The 19,064-nt window shown below is 69.4% G+C and carries 19 protein-coding genes; 16 read left to right on the plus strand and 3 right to left on the minus strand.

Annotated features, from left to right (window positions below; genetic code table 11):
• Positions 1-130 precede the first annotated feature (130 nt).
• From pgsA to OHT51_RS34790, 4 genes are all read left to right on the plus strand, one after another.
• Positions 131-877, plus strand: coding sequence for a phosphatidylinositol phosphate synthase (gene pgsA, locus OHT51_RS34775; RefSeq protein ID WP_328884541.1), 747 nt, complete (start codon positions 131-133; stop codon positions 875-877).
• The gene (locus tag OHT51_RS34780; RefSeq protein ID WP_328882868.1) at positions 874-1,800 is read left to right on the plus strand and encodes a phosphatidylinositol mannoside acyltransferase; all 927 of its coding nucleotides are present in this window, start codon (positions 874-876) and stop codon (positions 1,798-1,800) included. Before pgsA ends, OHT51_RS34780 begins: the two co-directional genes overlap by 4 nt.
• Positions 1,797-2,975, plus strand: coding sequence for a glycosyltransferase family 4 protein (locus OHT51_RS34785; protein WP_328882869.1), 1,179 nt, complete (start codon positions 1,797-1,799; stop codon positions 2,973-2,975). Before OHT51_RS34780 ends, OHT51_RS34785 begins: the two co-directional genes overlap by 4 nt.
• Before the next feature lie 194 nt (positions 2,976-3,169).
• Entirely contained in the window at positions 3,170-3,712 is a 543-nt protein-coding gene (locus tag OHT51_RS34790) for a hypothetical protein (RefSeq protein WP_328882870.1), read from the plus strand.
• Here the strand turns inward: OHT51_RS34790 and OHT51_RS34795 are convergent.
• Positions 3,709-4,152 carry a VOC family protein gene (locus OHT51_RS34795; protein ID WP_328882871.1) on the minus strand — a complete coding sequence of 148 codons (444 nt, stop codon included), beginning with the start codon at positions 4,150-4,152 and terminating at the stop codon, positions 3,709-3,711. The genes OHT51_RS34790 and OHT51_RS34795 overlap by 4 nt on opposite strands.
• Positions 4,153-4,298: 146 nt before the next feature.
• On the opposite strand from OHT51_RS34795, the gene pdxS reads away from it, so the two are divergent.
• The 12 genes from pdxS to relA all read left to right on the plus strand — a co-directional run bounded on the left by pdxS (position 4,299) and on the right by relA (position 16,673).
• Positions 4,299-5,204, plus strand: coding sequence for a pyridoxal 5'-phosphate synthase lyase subunit PdxS (gene pdxS / locus OHT51_RS34800; RefSeq protein ID WP_328882872.1), 906 nt, complete (start codon positions 4,299-4,301; stop codon positions 5,202-5,204).
• A 13-nt stretch (positions 5,205-5,217) separates the two neighbouring features.
• Positions 5,218-5,826 carry a pyridoxal 5'-phosphate synthase glutaminase subunit PdxT gene (pdxT, locus tag OHT51_RS34805; RefSeq protein WP_328882873.1) on the plus strand — a complete coding sequence of 203 codons (609 nt, stop codon included), beginning with the start codon at positions 5,218-5,220 and terminating at the stop codon, positions 5,824-5,826.
• Positions 5,827-5,874: 48 nt separating this feature from the next.
• Positions 5,875-6,627: a YebC/PmpR family DNA-binding transcriptional regulator gene (locus tag OHT51_RS34810; RefSeq protein WP_328882874.1), complete on the plus strand. Its 753-nt coding sequence runs from the start codon at positions 5,875-5,877 to the stop codon at positions 6,625-6,627.
• Between the two features lie 139 nt (positions 6,628-6,766).
• Positions 6,767-7,306 carry a crossover junction endodeoxyribonuclease RuvC gene (ruvC, locus tag OHT51_RS34815; protein ID WP_328882875.1) on the plus strand — a complete coding sequence of 180 codons (540 nt, stop codon included), beginning with the start codon at positions 6,767-6,769 and terminating at the stop codon, positions 7,304-7,306.
• Positions 7,303-7,908 (plus strand): Holliday junction branch migration protein RuvA, encoded by a 606-nt coding sequence (ruvA, locus tag OHT51_RS34820; RefSeq protein WP_328882876.1) that lies wholly within the window; start codon positions 7,303-7,305, stop codon positions 7,906-7,908. The genes ruvC and ruvA overlap by 4 nt, the downstream gene beginning before the upstream one ends.
• Positions 7,909-8,001: 93 nt before the next feature.
• On the plus strand, positions 8,002-9,072 hold the full coding sequence (ruvB, locus tag OHT51_RS34825; protein ID WP_328882877.1) for a Holliday junction branch migration DNA helicase RuvB: 1,071 nt from the start codon (positions 8,002-8,004) through the stop codon (positions 9,070-9,072).
• A 175-nt stretch (positions 9,073-9,247) separates the two neighbouring features.
• On the plus strand, positions 9,248-9,736 hold the full coding sequence (yajC, locus tag OHT51_RS34830) for a preprotein translocase subunit YajC (RefSeq protein WP_328882878.1): 489 nt from the start codon (positions 9,248-9,250) through the stop codon (positions 9,734-9,736).
• Positions 9,737-9,868: 132 nt separating this feature from the next.
• Positions 9,869-11,629, plus strand: a complete 1,761-nt coding sequence (gene secD / locus OHT51_RS34835) for a protein translocase subunit SecD (RefSeq protein WP_328882879.1) — start codon at positions 9,869-9,871, stop codon at positions 11,627-11,629.
• A 2-nt stretch (positions 11,630-11,631) separates the two neighbouring features.
• A complete protein-coding gene (secF, locus tag OHT51_RS34840) occupies positions 11,632-12,756 on the plus strand; it encodes a protein translocase subunit SecF (RefSeq protein ID WP_328884542.1) in 1,125 nt (374 codons plus the stop codon).
• The gene (locus OHT51_RS34845; protein WP_328882880.1) at positions 12,753-13,292 is read left to right on the plus strand and encodes an adenine phosphoribosyltransferase; all 540 of its coding nucleotides are present in this window, start codon (positions 12,753-12,755) and stop codon (positions 13,290-13,292) included. Before secF ends, OHT51_RS34845 begins: the two co-directional genes overlap by 4 nt.
• Before the next feature lie 234 nt (positions 13,293-13,526).
• Positions 13,527-13,940: a hypothetical protein gene (locus tag OHT51_RS34850; RefSeq protein ID WP_328882881.1), complete on the plus strand. Its 414-nt coding sequence runs from the start codon at positions 13,527-13,529 to the stop codon at positions 13,938-13,940.
• A 198-nt stretch (positions 13,941-14,138) separates the two neighbouring features.
• A complete protein-coding gene (gene relA, locus OHT51_RS34855; protein WP_328882882.1) occupies positions 14,139-16,673 on the plus strand; it encodes a GTP pyrophosphokinase in 2,535 nt (844 codons plus the stop codon).
• Between the two features lie 72 nt (positions 16,674-16,745).
• Here the strand turns inward: relA and OHT51_RS34860 are convergent, their stop codons facing one another.
• The gene (locus OHT51_RS34860) at positions 16,746-17,975 is read right to left on the minus strand and encodes a DUF349 domain-containing protein (protein WP_328882883.1); all 1,230 of its coding nucleotides are present in this window, start codon (positions 17,973-17,975) and stop codon (positions 16,746-16,748) included.
• 135 nt (positions 17,976-18,110) lie between these two features.
• The gene (locus OHT51_RS34865; RefSeq protein ID WP_328882884.1) at positions 18,111-18,956 is read right to left on the minus strand and encodes a peptidylprolyl isomerase; all 846 of its coding nucleotides are present in this window, start codon (positions 18,954-18,956) and stop codon (positions 18,111-18,113) included.
• Positions 18,957-19,064 lie beyond the last annotated feature (108 nt).

Consider the following 19,064-nt stretch of genomic DNA (forward strand, 5'->3'; position numbering starts at 1 on the left):
TTCGAGCTTTCCACTCCCGTCACGGTGCGTCCATACGGCGGACGCGATCGCGCCATCCGCCGAGAGTGGACCTGCCCGCCGGACCCGGGTACGAGTGCCCGGCGGTCGCACGAACGCGCGCGTGGCTACGATGGGCCAGCCGGTGGCCAGCAGGGGCCGCGGCGCCACACCGACCCTCGGGAAGGCCATGCTGAACAAGTACGCGCGTGCATTCTTCACGCGTGTTCTCACACCGTTCGCCGCGTTTTTGATCCGGCGGGGCGTCAGCCCGGACACGGTCACGCTCATCGGCACCGCCGGGGTGGTCGCGGGCGCGCTGGTCTTCTACCCCATGGGCGAGTTCTTCTGGGGCACGGTCGTGATCACGCTGTTCGTGTTCTCGGACCTCGTCGACGGCAACATGGCCCGCCAGCTCGGCCGCTCCAGCCGCTGGGGTGCCTTCCTGGACTCCACGCTCGACCGGGTCGCCGACGGCGCGATCTTCGGCGGCTTCATCCTCTGGTACGCCGGTGGGGGCGACGACCTCGTCCTGTGCGCCGTCTCGATCTTCTGCCTGGCCAGCGGCCAGGTGGTGTCGTACACCAAGGCGCGCGGCGAGTCGATCGGCCTGCCGGTGGCGGTCAACGGTCTCGTCGAGCGCGCCGAGCGACTGGTGATCTCGCTGGTCGCGGCCGGTCTCGCCGGCCTGCACAAGTTCGGGGTGCCGGGCATCCAGTACCTGCTGCCCGTCGCCCTGTGGATCGTCGCAGTCGGCAGCCTCGTCACGCTGATCCAGCGGGTCGTCACGGTCCGTCGCGAGTCCGCCGAGGCGGAGGCCGCCGAGGACGCGCAGGACAAGCCGCGAGGGGCCGCCCAAGGGAGCGAGGCCGCCAAGTGAGCGCCCAGGACCGCCTCACGGACGCGCTGTACGGACTCGGCTGGGGCACCGTCAAGAAGCTCCCCGAGCCGGTGGCGGTACGGCTCGGCCGCACCATCGCCGACCTCGCCTGGAAGCAGCGGGGCAAGGGCGTCCAGCGGCTGGAGAGCAACTACGCGCGTGTGGTGCCCGACGCGACCCCGGAGCGCCTGGCCGAGCTCTCGCGCGCGGGCATGCGGTCGTACCTGCGCTACTGGATGGAGTCCTTCCGGCTGCCCGCCTGGAGCGCCGAGCGCGTCAAGAGCGGCTTCGACGTCAAGGACGTCCACCACCTGACCGACGGCCTGGCCGCCGGCAAGGGCGTGGTCCTCGCCCTGCCGCACCTGGCCAACTGGGACCTCGCGGGCGCCTGGGTCACCACCGAGCTGGAGACGCCGTTCACCACCGTCGCCGAACGCCTCAAGCCCGAGACCCTCTACGACCGCTTCGTCGCCTACCGCGAGGGCCTCGGCATGGAGGTCCTGCCGCACAGCGGTGGCACCGCCTTCGGCACGCTGGCCCGCAGGCTGCGCGACGGCGGCCTGGTCTGCCTGGTCTCCGACCGTGACCTGTCCGCGTCCGGCGTCGAGGTCGACTTCTTCGGCGACACGGCCCGGATGCCGGCCGGACCGGCCCTGCTGGCCCAGCAGACCGGGGCGCTCCTGCTTCCCGTCACGCTCTGGTACGACGACTCGCCCGTCATGCAGGGGCGGGTCCATCCCCCGATCGAGGTACCCGAGACAGGTACCCGGGCCGAGAAGACGTCTGTCATGACACAGGCGCTGGCCGACGCCTTCGCCACGGGGATCGCCGAACATCCGGAGGACTGGCACATGCTCCAGCGCTTGTGGGTCGCCGACCTGGAACCACGACCGGCCGACGGCCCGGCAGGAGAGCGTCCGTGAGGATCGGCATCGTCTGTCCGTACTCCTGGGACGTGCCGGGTGGCGTCCAGTTCCACATCCGCGACCTCGCCGAGTACTTCATCCGGCTGGGCCACGAGGTGTCCGTCCTGGCCCCGGCCGACGACGACACTCCGCTCCCGCCGTACGTCGTCTCGGCGGGCCGCGCGGTGCCGGTGCCGTACAACGGCTCGGTCGCCCGCCTGAACTTCGGCTTCCTCTCGGCGGCCAGGGTCCGCCGCTGGCTGCACGACGGCCGGTTCGACGTCATCCACATCCACGAGCCGACGTCGCCGTCCCTCGGCCTGCTGGCCTGCTGGGCCGCGCAGGGCCCCATCGTGGCCACCTTCCACACCTCCAACCCGCGCTCGCGGGCGATGATCGCCGCGTACTCGATCCTCCAGGCGGCCCTGGAGAAGATCAGCGCCCGGATCGCGGTGAGCGAGTACGCCCGCCGCACGCTGGTGGAACACCTCGGCGGCGACGCGGTCACCATCCCCAACGGCGTCGACGTCGACTTCTTCGCCAAGGCCGAGCCCAACCCCGACTGGCAGGGCGACACGATCGGCTTCATGGGCCGTATCGACGAGCCCCGCAAGGGCCTGCCGGTCCTGATGAGAGCCCTGCCGAAGATCCTCGCCGCCCGACCGCAGACCAGGCTTCTGGTGGCGGGCCGCGGCGACGAGGAGGAGGCGGTGGAGTCCCTGCCCGCCGAGCTCCGTCCCCGCGTCGAGTTCCTCGGCATGGTCAGCGACGAGGACAAGGCCCGCTTCCTGCGCAGCGTCGACCTGTACGTGGCCCCCAACACCGGCGGCGAGAGCTTCGGGATCATCCTGGTCGAGGCGCTGTCGGCCGGCGCTCCCGTCCTGGCCTCGGACCTGGATGCCTTCACCCAGGTCCTCGACCAGGGCGCGGCGGGCGAACTCTTCGCCAACGAGGACGCGGACGACCTGGCCGAGGCGGCGGTACGCCTCCTGGAGGACCCGGTCCGCCGGGCCGAGCTGCGCAAGCGGGGGAGCGCGCACGTGCGCCGCTTCGACTGGTCGACCGTCGGGGCGGACATCCTGTCGGTGTACGAGACGGTGACGGCGGGCTCGACAGCGGTGGCCGCGGACGAGCGGACCGGGAGCGGTGGGGCCGGCGGGTTGCGGGCTCGGCTGGGGCTGGCACGGGACTGAGGGCGAGCGAGCGCCGTTGTTTCAGGCGCCGGTCCCGGCATTTCAGCCCGTCCGACGTTTGAGGACGGGGCCTTGCAGGGCCGAAGCGGGGGTCCGGGGGCGGCAGCCCCCGGCGACGCTCACGCCGACACCCCGCACGAACACCGACGCCCCGCACGACACCCTGCCCACCCGGCGTCGCTAGTGTGCCGCCCGTGACCGCAACTCTGATCTGGATCCTCGTTGTCCTCGTGGCGATCGGCCTCTACCTGAGCTGGACGGCAGGCCGCCTGGACCGGCTGCACGCCAGGATCGACGCGGCGCGTGCCGCGCTCGACGCGCAGCTGCTGCGCCGCGCCTCGGTGGCCCAGGAACTGGCCACCTCCGGTGTGCTGGATCCGGCCGCGTCGATCGTCCTGTACGAGGCCGCCCACGCCGCCCGGCAGGCCGAGGAGGAGCAGCGGGAGGTCGCCGAGAGCGAGCTGAGCCAGGCGCTGCGGGCCGTGTTCGCCGAGCCCCAGCAGGTGGAGGCCGTCCGGGAGGCGCCCGGAGGCGAGGAAGCGGCCCGTGAGCTGACGGAGGCGGTCCGCCGGGTACCGATGGCCCGCCGCTTCCACAACGACGCCGTACGGGCGGCCAGGGCGCTGCGGCGCCACCGCAAGGTCCGTCTGTTCCGCCTGGCGGGCCACGCCCCGTTCCCGCTGGCCTTCGAGATGGACGACGAGCCGCCGACGGCCCTGGCGGACCGGCCTGCCTAGGACGTGCCGAAGTCGGGGATCGTGAGGGAACCGTCGGCGGCGAGCTGGAACCCGGGGTTGTGCGCGACCTCCCAGGCGTGGCCGTCGGGGTCGACGAAGACGCCGGAGTAGAAGCCGACGGCGTTGGTGGCCGCGGGCTTGGTGACGGTTGCCCCGGCCCGTTCCGCGGCCGCGAGCAGCTCGTCGACCTCGGCGTCGGATCGCACGTTGTGGGCCAGGGCGATCCCGCCGAAGCCGGCCGGCGCGCCCGCCGTACCGTCGGTCAGCCCGCAGTCCTGCGCCAGTTTGTCGCGGCCCCACAGCACCAGGGCCAGTCCGCCCGCCTGGAAGAAGACGGTCTCCTCGACCTCCTGGCCCCGCCAGCCCAGGGCCTCGTAGAAGGCCCGGGAGCGCGTCACATCGAGGACGCCCAGCGTGACCAGGCTGATGCGCTGTTCCATGGCAAGGACACTAACGCGGCACCGTCCGGACGGCGCCCCGCAGGCAAAACGATCCACCGCCTCACCATTGGCCCTTGAAGTGGCCCGTACACCTCACGTTTCCTCGATGCTTGCAGTAACCCTCTTTCACACAGCGAGGTCAACCCGTGTCCAACTCCGAAAACCAGGCCCCCGAGACCGGCACCGCACGCGTGAAGCGCGGCATGGCCGAGCAGCTCAAGGGCGGCGTGATCATGGACGTCGTCACGCCGGAGCAGGCGAAGATCGCCGAGGACGCGGGCGCCGTCGCCGTCATGGCCCTCGAGCGGGTCCCCGCCGACATCCGCAAGGACGGCGGCGTGGCCCGGATGTCCGACCCGGACATGATCGAGGGCATCATCGATGCCGTCTCCATCCCGGTCATGGCCAAGTCCCGCATCGGCCACTTCGTCGAGGCCCAGGTCCTGCAGTCCCTCGGCGTCGACTACATCGACGAGTCCGAGGTCCTCACCCCGGCCGACGAGGTCAACCACTCCGACAAGTTCGCCTTCACCACCCCCTTCGTCTGTGGTGCCACCAACCTCGGTGAGGCCCTGCGCCGCATCGCCGAGGGCGCGGCCATGATCCGCTCCAAGGGCGAGGCCGGCACCGGCAACGTCGTCGAGGCCGTCCGCCACCTGCGCCAGATCAAGAACGAGATCGCCAAGCTGCGCGGCTTCGACAACAACGAGCTGTACGCCGCCGCCAAGGACCTGCGCGCCCCGTACGAGCTGGTCAAGGAAGTCTCCGAGCTCGGCAAGCTCCCGGTGGTGCTGTTCTCCGCCGGTGGCGTGGCCACCCCGGCCGACGCCGCCCTGATGCGCCAGCTCGGCGCCGAGGGCGTCTTCGTGGGCTCCGGCATCTTCAAGTCCGGCGACCCGGCCAAGCGCGCCGCCGCCATCGTCAAGGCGACCACCTTCTTCGACGACCCGAAGATCATCGCGGACGCGTCCCGCAACCTCGGCGAGGCCATGGTCGGCATCAACTGCGACACCCTCCCCGAGACCGAGCGCTACGCCAACCGCGGCTGGTAAGGCACCACATCCCATGAGCAACACCCCCGTGATAGGCGTCCTGGCCCTCCAGGGCGACGTACGGGAGCACCTCATCGCCCTGGCCGCGGCCGACGCCGTGGCCAGGCCGGTGCGGCGCCCCGAAGAGCTCGCCGAGGTGGACGGCCTCGTCATCCCCGGCGGCGAGTCCACGACCATCTCCAAGCTGGCCGTCCTCTTCGGCGTGATGGAGCCCCTACGCGCGCGCGTGCGGGACGGCATGCCCGTCTACGGCACCTGCGCCGGCATGATCATGCTCGCCGACAAGATCCTCGACCCGCGCTCGGGCCAGGAGACGATCGGCTGCATCGACATGATCGTGCGCCGCAACGCCTTCGGACGTCAGAACGAGTCCTTCGAAGCGGCCGTCGACGTGCACGGCATCCCGGGCGATCCTGTGGAGGGCGTCTTCATCCGCGCCCCCTGGGTCGAGTCCGTCGGCGCCGAGGCCGAGGTCCTCGCCGAGCACGACGGCCACATCGTCGCGGTCCGCCAGGGCAACGCGCTCGCCACGTCGTTCCACCCGGAACTGACCGGTGACCACCGCGTGCACGGCCTGTTCGTCGACATGGTGCGCGCGAACCGGACAGCCGAGTCCTTGTAGGATCTCTGGCGTTCGTTCATAGATGGGTTACGCGAAGGAGACAGGCAGATGTCCGGCCACTCTAAATGGGCTACGACGAAGCACAAGAAGGCCGTGATCGACGCCAAGCGCGGCAAGCTCTTCGCGAAGCTGATCAAGAACATCGAGGTCGCGGCCCGCATGGGTGGCGTTGACATCGAGGGCAACCCGACGCTGTACGACGCCATCCAGAAGGCGAAGAAGCAGTCGGTTCCGAACAAGAACATCGACTCCGCGGTCAAGCGTGGCGGCGGTCTCGAGGCCGGTGGCGCCGACTACGAGACGATCATGTACGAGGGCTACGGCCCGAACGGCGTCGCCGTGCTCATCGAGTGCCTCACCGACAACCGCAACCGCGCCGCCTCCGACGTCCGCGTCGCCATGACCCGCAACGGCGGCAACATGGCCGACCCGGGCTCGGTGTCGTACATGTTCAGCCGCAAGGGCGTCGTCATCGTCCCCAAGGGCGAGCTGACCGAGGACGACGTCCTCACCGCCGTCCTGGACGCCGGCGCCGAGGAGGTCAACGACCTCGGTGAGTCCTACGAGGTCATCAGCGAGGCCACCGACCTGGTCGCGGTCCGCACCGCCCTCCAGGAGGCCGGCATCGACTACGACTCCGCCGACTCCAGCTTCGTGCCGTCCGTCCAGGTCGAGCTGGACGAGGAAGGCGCCAAGAAGATCTTCAAGCTGATCGACGCGCTCGAGGACAGCGACGACGTGCAGAACGTCTTCGCCAACTTCGATGTCAGCGACGAGATCATGGAGAAGGTCGACGCATAGCGCTGTCGCGAGCTGCACCGGCTCAACGGGCCGACGGGACGCACCCGTCGGCCCGTCGCTTTGCCGGGAGTTGCTGCCCGGCGTTGTCAGTGGCACCCGATAGCCTGCACAAACAGGCAATCGAACGGAAGGTACCGGGGTGCGTGTACTGGGGGTGGACCCGGGGCTGACCCGATGCGGAGTCGGCGTGGTCGAGGGCGTTGCCGGACGCCCGCTCACCATGCTCGGCGTCGGCGTCGTACGGACGCCCGCGGACGCCGAGTTGGGACACCGCCTCGTCGCCATCGAGCAGGGCATCGAGCAGTGGCTGGACGAGCACAAGCCCGAATTCGTCGCCGTGGAGCGGGTGTTCAGCCAGCACAACGTCCGTACGGTGATGGGCACCGCCCAGGCCAGCGCCGTCGCCATGCTCTGCGCCGCCCGCCGCGGCATCCCCGTCGCGCTGCACACCCCGAGCGAGGTCAAGGCCGCCGTCACCGGCAGCGGCCGCGCCGACAAGGCCCAGGTCGGTGCCATGGTCACCCGCCTGTTGCGGCTCAGCGCCCCGCCCAAGCCGGCCGACGCCGCCGACGCCCTCGCGCTCGCCATCTGCCACATCTGGCGCGCCCCCGCGCAGAACCGACTTCAGCAGGCCGTCGCCCTGCACACAGCCAAAGCACCGAAAGGCCGTACGGCATGATCGCCTTCGTCAGTGGCACAGTGGCCGCACTCGCTCCGGACGCTGCGGTCGTCGAGGTGGGCGGAGTCGGCATGGCCGTCCAGTGCACGCCGAACACCCTGTCCACCCTGCGCCTCGGCAAGCCCGCCAAGCTGCACACCTCGCTGGTGGTCCGCGAGGACTCCCTCACGCTGTACGGCTTCGCGGACGACGACGAACGGCAGACGTTCGAGCTGCTCCAGACCGCGAGCGGAGTCGGCCCGCGCCTGGCCCAGGCGATGCTGGCGGTGCACTCGCCCGACGCCCTGCGCCGAGCCGTCGCGACCGCCGACGAGAAGTCGCTCACCGCCGTCCCCGGCATCGGCAAGAAGGGGGCCCAGAAGCTGCTCCTGGAGCTGAAGGACCGCCTGGGCGAGCCCATCGGCGCGCCTGCGGTGGGCGCTCCGGTCACCCAGGGCTGGCGCGACCAGCTGCACGCCGCACTGATCGGCCTCGGCTACGCGACCCGCGAGGCCGACGAGGCGGTCGCCGCGGTGGCGCCGCAGGCCGAGGCCGCCGAGGGCACGCCCCAGGTGGGGCAGCTGCTGAAGGCCGCCCTTCAGACCCTGAACAGAGCCCGCTGATCGAGGGGTGCTCCGGACAGGCCCGAAGACGCCGTTCCAGGGACGCCCTCATCCTCGTACGATCCACCCGACCGCGACCGCGAGGCACACTCCATGAACTGGGACGACACCACCGACACCCCCGCCGCCGAGCGGCTCGTCGGTGCGTCCGCCGACCGTGAGGACCAGGCCGTAGAGGCCGCTCTGCGCCCGAAGGACCTGGACGAGTTCATCGGCCAGGAGAAGGTCCGCGAACAGCTCGACCTCGTGCTGCGCGCCGCCCGCGCGCGTGGCGCCACCGCCGACCACGTGCTGCTCTCCGGCGCCCCCGGCCTCGGCAAGACCACACTCTCGATGATCATCGCGGCCGAGATGGGCGCCCCCATCCGTATCACCAGCGGCCCCGCCATCCAGCACGCCGGCGATCTCGCCGCGATCCTTTCCTCCCTGCAGGAGGGCGAGGTCCTCTTCCTCGACGAGATCCACCGCATGTCCCGGCCCGCCGAGGAGATGCTGTACATGGCGATGGAGGACTTCCGCGTCGACGTCATCGTCGGCAAGGGGCCGGGCGCCACCGCCATCCCGCTGGAGCTGCCCCCGTTCACCCTGGTCGGCGCCACCACGCGCGCGGGCCTGCTGCCGCCCCCGCTGCGCGACCGGTTCGGCTTCACCGCGCACATGGAGTTCTACGAGCCCGTCGAGCTGGAGCGCGTCATCCACCGCTCGGCCAACCTCCTCGAGGTGGAGATCGAGGCGGACGGCGCCGCCGAGATCGCCGGCCGCTCCCGCGGCACGCCCCGTATCGCCAACCGCCTGCTGCGCCGCGTCCGCGACTACGCCCAGGTCAAGGCCGACGGGATCATCACGAGGGACATCGCCGGCGCCGCCCTCGCCGTCTACGAGGTCGATGCGCGCGGGCTCGACCGTCTCGACCGCGGTGTTCTGGAGGCCCTGCTGAAACTGTTCGGCGGCGGCCCGGTCGGCCTGTCCACGCTTGCCGTCGCGGTGGGGGAGGAGCGCGAGACGGTCGAGGAGGTCGCGGAACCCTTCCTCGTACGGGAGGGCCTGCTCGCCCGCACCCCGCGCGGCAGGGTCGCCACCCCGGCGGCCTGGGCGCATCTCGGCCTCACCCCGCCGGGCTCGCACGCTACGGGAAACGGACAACAGGACCTGTTCGGGACGTGATGGCCCGGTCACGGCGAGCACAGTGGCCGGAGCAGGAACCCCAGTGCCATGCTGAGCGTTGTTCCATGCGCGGAGACTCGCTTAGACTCCGCCGATGCCGCCCTAGTCGGCGGCACACATACCCCCAACCATCAGGCCGCTCACCATCGCGGTCGTGTGAAGGAAGTTCCGACCCGTGAGTCTCGTGACCCTCCTCCCGTTCATCGTGCTCATCGGGGCCATGTTCCTGATGACCCGGTCGGCCAAGAAGAAGCAGCAGCAGGCGGCCGACATGCGGAACCAAATGCAGCCCGGCAGCGGTATCCGCACCATCGGGGGCCTGTACGCCACCGTCAAGGAGGTCAGCGACGACACGGTCCTCGTTGACGCCGGACCGGGCGTGGAGCTCCTCTTCGCCAAGAACGCGATCGGTGCCGTCCTCTCCGACGACGAGTACAACCGCATCGTGCACGGCATCGAGCACGACCTGAAGTCCGACGTCGTCCCGGACGACGCCTCCTCCCTCACTGAGGCCGACGAGCCCGCCGCCTCCGACGAGAAGTCCGTCGACCTTGGTAAGAAGGACGCGGACGACGAGGTCGAGGAGCCGTCCGACGCCGTTGCCGCCGAGGCGAAGACGGACGACGAGCCGAAGAAGACCGACGGCGACACCGACGCGAAGTAGCGATGCTCCGGGGCGCGCGGGCCACGCCTGCGCGCCCCCGGGCATGCTGAGCTCGCACGGGATCCCGACACCATGTCATGGCCGCCCGCCCGTTGATCCGGAGCGAGGCGGCCCGAGAGGGAGTACGAGAAGGTGGCAGCACCTAAGAAGGGCCGGAACGCGAGCGCCCAGAGCAAGCCAGGGCGCTCGCTGGCCCTCATCCTGATCGCCATCGCGGCGCTCACCGGAGGGATGTTCGCCTCGGGGCACACCACTCCGCGACTCGGTATCGACCTGGCCGGCGGCACGAGCATCACGCTTCGCGCGGTTGCCGAGCCCGGCCAGGAATCCGCGATCAACAAGACCAACATGGACACCGCGGTCGAGATCATGGAGCGCCGTGTCAATGGTCTTGGTGTCTCGGAGTCCGAGGTTCAGACCCAGGGCGACAAGAACATCATCGTCAACATCCCCAAGGGCACGAACTCCAAGGAAGCCCGGGCCCAGGTAGGCACCACCGCCAAGCTGTACTTCCGACCGGTCCTGCAGCGCGAGGCCGCGGGCGGCGCTACGCCCAACCCGAGCACGAGCCCCAGTGGGAGCGGTTCGCCGAGCGCGTCCAGCACCGACAAGGCCGGCGCCAAGGACTCCGCCACCTCGAGCTCCGCCAGCCCGTCGGCCACTGCCACCACGCAGGGCCGCGCCGTCACCGGCGCGCTGAAGGCTGACGCCACGCCGTCCGCGACCAAGAGCCCCGAGGGCTCCGGCAGTCCTTCGCCGTCCGCGTCCGGCACCTCGTCCAGCGACCTGGAGAAGCAGTACACAGCGCTCAACTGCGCCGATCCGAAGCAGCGCGCCACCGCCGGCCAGGGAGCCAAGCAGGACGAGCCCACCGTCGCCTGTGGTCAGGACGACAAGGTGTGGAGCAAGTTCCTGCTGGGCCCGGTCGACGTCGACGGCACCGAGATCAAGAAGGCAAAGGCGAGCTTCAACACCCAGAGCGCCGCCGGCTGGCAGGTCGACATGACCTTCAACTCCGCCGGTGCCAAGAAGTTCGCCGACACCACCTCCAAGCTGGCGCAGCAGACCTCCCCGCAGAACGAGTTCGCGATCGTTCTGGACGACGAGGTCGTCTCGCACCCGTTCGTCCAGAGCGCCATCAGTGGCGGCAATGCGCAGATCTCCGGCAGCTTCACACAGGAGCAGGCTCAGAGCCTCGCCAACATGCTGTCGTACGGCGCCCTGCCGCTGTCCTTCGAGGAGGACAGCGTCACCACGGTGACCGCCGCGCTCGGCGGTGAGCAGCTGAAGGCCGGTCTGATCGCCGGTGCGATCGGTCTCGCCCTGGTCGTCATCTACCTGCTGGTCTACTACCGCGGCCTGGCGCTGATCGCGATCCTCTCGCTGCTGATCTCCGCGGCCCTGACCTACACGATCATGGCTCTGCTCGGCCCGACCATCGGCTTCGCGCTGAATCTGCCGGCCGTCTGCGGTGCCATCGTCGCCATCGGCATCACAGCGGACTCGTTCATCGTGTACTTCGAACGCGTCCGGGACGAGATCCGCGAAGGCCGCTCGCTGCGGCCCGCCGTCGAGCGTGCCTGGCCACGCGCCCGGCGCACCATCCTGGTCTCCGACTTCGTGTCGTTCCTCGCCGCCGCGGTGCTCTTCATCGTCACCGTCGGCAAGGTCCAGGGCTTCGCGTTCACGCTCGGCCTGACCACCCTGCTCGACGTGGTGGTCGTGTTCCTGTTCACCAAGCCGCTGCTGACGCTCCTGGCCCGCAGCAAGTTCTTCTCCAGTGGCCACAGCTGGTCCGGTCTCGATCCCAAGCGACTGGGTGCCAAGCCGCCGCTGCGCCGTAACCGACGTCCCGCCCACCCCGCCGGCCCTGTCGACCCGAAGGAGGCGTGAGTATGTCGAAGCTCGGCAACCTCGGCGCCCGACTGCACCGTGGCGAGGTCGGCTACGACTTCGTCGGCAACCGCAAGCTCTGGTACGGCCTCTCGATCCTGATCACCATCACGGCCATCGTCGGCCTGGCGGTGCGCGGCCTGAACATGGGCATCGAGTTCCAGGGCGGGGCCGTCTTCAACACCCCGAAGACCAGCGTCTCGGTGTCCCAGGCGCAGGAGTACGCGGAAGAGGCGTCCGGCCACGACGCGATCGTCCAGAAGCTCGGCGACGGCGACGAGGCCACGCTGCGCATCCAGGTCGCGGGCATCGACACCACGCAGGCCAACAAGGTCTCGGCGGAGCTGGCGGAGAAGCTCGGGGTCGACGAGGACGACGTCACCGGCGAGCTGGTCGGTCCCAGCTGGGGTGAGCAGATCGCCAACAAGGCCTGGCAGGGCCTCGGGATCTTCCTGGTCCTTGTGGTGATCTATCTGGCGATCGCGTTCGAGTGGCGCATGGCACTCGCGGCGTTCGTCGCGCTGATCCACGACATCACGATCACGGTCGGCATCTACGCCCTCGTCGGCTTCGAGGTCACACCGGGCACGGTGATCGGTCTGTTGACGATCCTCGGTTATTCGCTCTACGACACGGTGGTCGTCTTCGACAGCCTCAAGGAGCAGACGAAGGACATCACCAAACAGACCCGCTGGACCTACAGCGACATCGCCAACCGCTCGATCAACAGCACCCTGGTCCGTTCCGTGAACACCACGGTGGTCGCGCTGCTGCCGGTGGCGGGCCTGCTGTTCATCGGTGGCGGGTTCCTCGGCGCGGGCATGCTCAACGACATCTCGCTGTCGCTGTTCGTCGGTCTCGCCGCCGGTGCGTACTCCTCGATCTTCATCGCCACGCCGCTCGTCGCCGACCTCAAGGAGCGCGAGCCGCAGATGAAGGCCCTCAAGAAGCGGGTCCTCGCCAAGCGGGCGCAGTCCGCCGCGCAGGGCGAGTCCCCGGACGTCCCGGCCGGCGACGAGCCGCGTGACGACGAGCCCGAGGACGCCACCCCCGCGGTGGTCGGGCCGCGCAACCAGCCCGCGTCGCGCGGCCGCGGCCGTGGCCGACCCTCGGGGAAGCGGCGATGACCGACATCGAGGAGCTGCTGCTCAGCCGTATCCGTGATGTGGCGGACTACCCGGAGCCGGGCGTGATGTTCAAGGACATCACCCCGCTCCTGGCGGACCCGGCGGCATTCACGGCGCTCACCGACGCGCTGGCCGAGATCGCCGGGAGCACCGGTGCCACGAAGATCGTGGGCCTGGAGGCCCGCGGCTTCATCCTCGGCGCTCCGGTCGCCGTCCGCGCGGGCATCGGCTTCATCCCCGTACGCAAGGCCGGCAAGCTCCCCGGGGCGACCCTCAGCCAGACGTACGACCTGGAGTACGGCTCCGCAGAGATCGAGGTCCACGCCGAGGACCTGCGCACAGGCGATCGCGTCCTGGTCGTCGACGACGTCCTGGCCACCGGCGGCACCGTCGAGGCCTCCCTCCAGCTCATCCGTCGTGCCGGAGCGGATGTCGCGGGTGTCGCGATCCTCATGGAACTCGGATTCCTCGGCGGGCGGCGGCGGCTCGAGCCTGCTCTGGCAGGCGCACCTCTGGAGACGTTGATCCGCGTCTGAGGCCGGCCGAGCGCGGTGATGGCGGGTGCTCCGGGTTTCCCGGGGCGCCCGTTCTTCTTGGCGCGCACAGTGCATCAGCAAAGTTGAATTGTCATGTATCAGTCGGAAAGCTCAGATCTTACTCAAGATCCTTGATGCGTCGGGACGTGGTTGCAATGATCGATTTCGACCACCCCGCCTGCCTGACCAGCCCCTTTGTGGGTGCAAGCGGGAACCCGAACACGGAGGATTCAAGTGTTGATCTCGCGCAAGATTGTCACGGGGGCCGTGACGCTCGTGTCTGCGGCAGCAATCACCGCGGCGGCGGCGCCCGTAAACGCAGCCCCGGCAAGCGCCTCGTCCGAGGTCGCTGGTACGCGCTGTTCGAGTTCGTGGAAGAACGCGGGCTCTGTCCCCGGCCGCTGGAGCAAGGTCAAGGACTCCAGCTGCAGCATCATCGGTCGCGACGGTTTGAAGGTCGGCTACCAGTGGGCGGTCGAGCGCGGCGGCCGCATCTGCGTCAAGGTCAAGGGCTCCGACGCGCAAGGCCGGGTGAAGTGGTACGACGCCGGCTGCGGCAAGAACGGCTCGGTCAAGGTGCATTGGGGGAACGTCGCCGACATCAAGGAGATGAAGGTCAAGGGCGCGGCCCTCTTCAAGTGGCGCTGATCGCTCTGCAGCTGACCGCGAGCGAGTCAGTCACGTAGGGTGACCGAGGTGGGCCCGGAGGAATCCGGTGCCCGCCTCGTGCGTTACTCGCGTAGACGGTCCTCACATCCGGCTGCAGGCGATCCCGGGGCGCAGGATCGCTACCATGGGATCTCCGGAGCCTGACCGGGGGACCCGGATCGCGCACGAGGAGCCCTCTTGCCAGACGAGGCCCAGCACCTGACCGCCGCCAAGCCCGAGTCCGCCTCGGGGCCCGCGGCGAAGCCGGCGCCCAACGCGTCGCACGCGAAGAACGACGCGCGTGGGGCGGTCGAGCATGCCCAGTCCGCGCCCGTCGACAAGCCGGCCGAGCAGACGCGACCCAAGCCCGCCCCGCCCGAGCGCCCGGCACCTGCCGTGCGCCCGAACACCGGCCAGCCCGCCCGCACCGGCTCCTCCAACCGCGTTCGTGCCCGCCTCGCCCGTCTCGGCGTCCAGCGCTCCAACCCGTACAACCCGGTGCTGGAGCCGTTGCTGCGCATAGTGCGCAGCAACGACCCGAAGATCGAGACCGCCACGCTCCGCCAGATCGAGAAGGCCTACCAGGTCGCCGAGCGCTGGCACCGCGGTCAGAAGCGCAAGAGCGGCGACCCGTACATCACGCACCCGCTCGCCGTCACCACCATCCTCGCCGAGCTGGGTATGGATCCGGCCACCCTGATGGCGGGCCTGCTGCACGACACCGTCGAGGACACCGAGTACGGCCTCGACCAGCTCCGCCGTGACTTCGGCGACTCCGTCGCGCTGCTCGTCGACGGCGTCACCAAGCTCGACAAGGTCAAGTTCGGCGAGGCCGCGCAGGCCGAGACCGTGCGCAAGATGGTCGTGGCGATGGCCAAGGATCCCCGCGTCCTGGTCATCAAGCTCGCCGACCGCCTGCACAACATGCGCACCATGCGCTATCTCAAGCGCGAGAAGCAGGAGAAGAAGGCGCGCGAGACCCTCGAGATCTACGCGCCCCTCGCCCACCGCCTCGGCATGAACACCATCAAGTGGGAGCTGGAGGACCTCGCCTTCGCGATCCTCTACCCCAAGATGTACGACGAGATCGTACGGCTGGTGGCCGAGCGGGCACCGAAGCGTGACGAGTATCTGGCCATAGTGACCGACGAGGTCCAGCAGGACCTGCGGGCCGCCCGCATCAAGGCGACCGTCACCGGCCGCCCGAAGCACTACTACAGCGTCTACCAGAAGATGATCGTCCGCGGTCGCGACTTCGCGGAGATCTACGACCTGGTGGGGATTCGTGTACTTGTCGACACGGTCCGCGACTGTTACGCCGCCCTCGGCACCGTGCACGCGCGATGGAACCCGGTCCCCGGCCGGTTCAAGGACTACATCGCGATGCCCAAGTTCAACATGTACCAGTCGCTGCACACGACGGTCATCGGTCCCAACGGCAAGCCGGTCGAACTCCAGATCCGTACGTTCGACATGCACCGCCGCGCCGAGTACGGCATCGCCGCGCACTGGAAGTACAAGCAGGAGGCCGTCGCCGGCGCCTCCAAGGTGCGCTCCGACGCACCCAAGTCGTCCGGCAAGGGCAAGGACGACCACCTCAACGACATGGCGTGGCTGCGCCAGCTCCTCGACTGGCAGAAGGAGACCGAGGACCCGGGTGAGTTCCTGGAGTCCCTGCGCTTCGACCTGTCCCGCAACGAGGTCTTCGTCTTCACCCCGAAGGGCGACGTCATAGCGCTCCCTGCGGGCGCCACTCCCGTGGACTTCGCGTACGCCGTCCACACCGAGGTCGGCCATCGCACGATAGGAGCGCGGGTCAACGGCAGGCTCGTACCGCTCGAATCCACCCTGGACAACGGCGACCTCGTCGAGGTCTTCACCTCCAAGGCAGCCGGCGCGGGCCCCTCCCGCGACTGGCTCGGCTTCGTGAAGTCGCCGCGCGCCCGCAACAAGATCCGGGCCTGGTTCTCCAAGGAGCGCCGCGACGAGGCGATCGAGCAGGGCAAGGACTCCATCGTCCGCGCGATGCGCAAGCAGAACCTGCCGATCCAGCGCATCCTGACCGGCGACTCGCTCGTCACGCTCGCCCACGAGATGCGCTACGCGGACATCTCCGCGCTCTACGCGGCGATCGGCGAGGGCCACGTCTCCGCGCAGAACATCGTCCAGAAGCTCGTCCAGGCTCTCGGCGGCGAGGAAGCCGCCACGGAGGAGATCGACGAGTCGGTCCCGCCGGCCCGTGGCCGCAGCCGCAAGCGCCGTTCCAGCGCCGACCCGGGCGTGATCGTCAAGGGCGTCGAGGACGTGTGGGTCAAGCTGGCCCGCTGTTGTACGCCCGTACCTGGCGATCCGATCATGGGCTTCGTCACCCGCGGCAGTGGAGTATCGGTTCACCGCACCGACTGTGTGAACGTGGACTCCCTGTCCCGTGAGCCCGAGCGCATCCTCGAGGTCGAGTGGGCGCCCACCCAGTCCTCGGTCTTCCTGGTCGCCATCCAGGTCGAGGCCCTGGACCGCTCCCGGCTCCTCTCGGACGTCACGCGCGTCCTGTCCGACCAGCACGTCAACATCCTCTCCGCGGCCGTCCAGACCTCCCGCGACCGCGTCGCCACCTCCCGCTTCACCTTCGAGATGGGCGACCCGAAGCACCTCGGGCACGTTCTGAAGGCCGTCAGGGGCGTCGAGGGCGTCTACGACGTGTACCGGGTGACGTCGGCGCGCAACCGGACGTAAGGCATACGACGAGAAGGGCCCCGTACGCGATGTACGGGGCCCTTCTCGTCGTAGGGGCTGTCGAACCGCCTGTCAGCCGCCGAACTCCTGGAGACCCTTCAGAGCCTGGTCCAGCAGCGCCTGGCGGCCCTCCAGCTCACGCTCCAGCTTGTCGGCCTTGGAGTTGTTGCCCTGCGCACGTGCCTGCTCGATCTGGCCCCGCAGCTTGTCCACGGCGGCCTGGAGCTGACCGGTCAGCCCCTCGGCACGCGCGCGTGCCTCCGGGTTGGTCCGGCGCCACTCGTTCTCCTCGGCGTCCTGGATGGCCCGCTCGACGGCGTGCATCCGGCCCTCGACCTTCGGGCGGGCGTCGCGCGGCACGTGGCCGATGGCCTCCCAGCGCTCGTTGATCGAGCGGAAGGCGGCACGCGTGCCCTTCAGGTCGCCGATCGGCAGGAGCTTCTCGGCCTCGCCGGCCAGCTCCTCCTTCAGCTTCAGGTTCTCCGACTGCTCGGCGTCACGCTCGGCGAAGACCGAGCTGCGGGCGGCGAAGAAGATGTCCTGGGCACCGCGGAAGCGGTTCCACAGGTCGTCCTCGTGCTCGCGCTGGGCGCGGCCGGCCGCCTTCCACTCCGACATCAGCTCGCGGTAGCGCGCCGCCGTCAGACCCCAGTCGGTCGAACCGGACAGCGACTCGGCCTCGGCGACCAGCCGCTCCTTGGTCTTGCGTGCCTCCTCGCGCTGCGCGTCCAGCTGCGCGAAGTGCGCCTTGCGGCGCTTGGAGAACGCCGACCGGGCGTGCGAGAAGCGGTGCCACAGCTCGTCGTCCGACTTGCGGTCGAGTCGCGGCAGGCCCTTCCAGGTGTCCACCAGGGAACGCAGCCGCTCACCGGCAGCCCGCCACTGGTCGGACTGCGCCAGCTCCTCCGCCTCGGTGACCAGCGCCTCCTTGGCGTGGCGTGCCTCGTCGGACTGCTTCGCCCGCTGCTGCTTGCGCTCCTCGCGGCGCTTGCCGACCGTCTCGACCAGCTTGTCCAGCCGGGTCTTCAGGGCGTCCAGATCACCGACCGCGTGATGGGCGTCGACCTGCTCACGGATGTGGTCGATCGCGGTCTGGGCGTCCTTCGCCGACAGGTCGGTGGTCTTCACTCGCTTTTCGAGGAGGCCGATCTCGACAACCAGACCTTCGTACTTGCGCTCGAAATAGGCCAGCGCCTCTTCAGGAGTGCCTGCCTGCCAAGAGCCGACAACCTGCTCGCCGTCGGCCGTACGCACGTACACGGTCCCCGTCTCGTCGACGCGGCCCCACGGGTCGCTGCTCACAGCGCCTCCTCCACATGATGCCTGCGAGGGGCTCGTTTTCCCCCGGGCATCGTCCACAGTTTCGTCACGGCCAACATAGGCGACCGGCGGGTTGCCTGTCCGCATCCCGCGCGACCGAAATTTCGCAGTTGAGGCTCAGGATTTCGTGACCGTGGCCTTGTTGATCACGACCGTGGCATTGGGGGCGGTGTTCCCGGTTGTGGGGTCCGCGGCCTGGGCTCCGGCATCCGCGATCTTCTTCAGAACCTTCATGCCCGCCTCGGACACCGTGCCGAACGGTGTGTAGTCGGGCGGCAGCTGACTGTCCTGGTAGACGAGGAAGAACTGGCTGCCTCCGGTGTTGCGCCCCTGCTTCGCCTGTGCGTTGTACTGGTTGGCCATCGCCACCGTGCCCGCCGGGTACACACCCCCCTTGAGGCTCTTGTCCTTGAGGTTCTCGTCCGGAATCGTGTACCCCGGCCCGCCCATTCCGGTGCCCTTCGGGTCGCCGCACTGGAGCACGTAGATGCCGCTGTCGGTCAGCCGGTGGCACTTGGAGTGGTCCAAGTAGCCCTTGCCGACGAGGAAGTCGAACGAGTTCACGGTGTGCGGTGCGGCTGACGCCTTCAGCGCGATGTCTATGTCACCGCACGTCGTCGCGAGCTTCATCGTGTACTTCGCCGACTTGTCGACGGTCAGCTCCGGTTCCTTCTTCCAGGTCGCCGTCTTGACCTTGCCCGCAGCGGGCTTCTCGCACGGGTCCGGGGCCTTGCTGGTCGGAGTGGGGCTGACCTCCGCGCCCGCGTTCTCCTTCTTGGCGCCGTCGTCCTTGAGTACCCCGGTCGTGTACAGCGCGAGGCTGCCGATGACGACCACTCCGAGCACCGACGCGATCACCGAGTTGCGCATCCGCGCCTTGCGCCGGGCTGACGTACGCCGCTGCTGCTGCCGCAAGAACTTCTCCCGGGCGAGCTGACGCCGCCGCTGTTCCTGGCTGACCACCGGGTTCTCTCCTCATGCGTCGTGGGTGTCGACCGGTACGCGTGCGTCCGGTGAGCCGACTGCCTGCGTGTGCCCCGTACCGTATATGGGTTCGCTGAGGAATCGGCA

Source organism: Streptomyces sp. NBC_00299, assembly GCF_036173045.1.
GTDB lineage: Bacteria > Actinomycetota > Actinomycetes > Streptomycetales > Streptomycetaceae > Streptomyces > Streptomyces machairae.

Coding starts and splice junctions, on each gene's coding strand:
- pgsA (WP_328884541.1), top strand. CDS start 131: ATGGGCCAGCCGGTGGCCAGCAGGGGCCGCGGCGCCACACCGACCCTC.
- OHT51_RS34795 (WP_328882871.1), bottom strand. CDS start 4,152: ATGGAACAGCGCATCAGCCTGGTCACGCTGGGCGTCCTCGATGTGACG.
- pdxT (WP_328882873.1), top strand. CDS start 5,218: ATGAGCAACACCCCCGTGATAGGCGTCCTGGCCCTCCAGGGCGACGTA.
- OHT51_RS34810 (WP_328882874.1), top strand. CDS start 5,875: ATGTCCGGCCACTCTAAATGGGCTACGACGAAGCACAAGAAGGCCGTG.
- ruvA (WP_328882876.1), top strand. CDS start 7,303: ATGATCGCCTTCGTCAGTGGCACAGTGGCCGCACTCGCTCCGGACGCT.
- ruvB (WP_328882877.1), top strand. CDS start 8,002: ATGAACTGGGACGACACCACCGACACCCCCGCCGCCGAGCGGCTCGTC.
- secF (WP_328884542.1), top strand. CDS start 11,632: ATGTCGAAGCTCGGCAACCTCGGCGCCCGACTGCACCGTGGCGAGGTC.
- OHT51_RS34845 (WP_328882880.1), top strand. CDS start 12,753: ATGACCGACATCGAGGAGCTGCTGCTCAGCCGTATCCGTGATGTGGCG.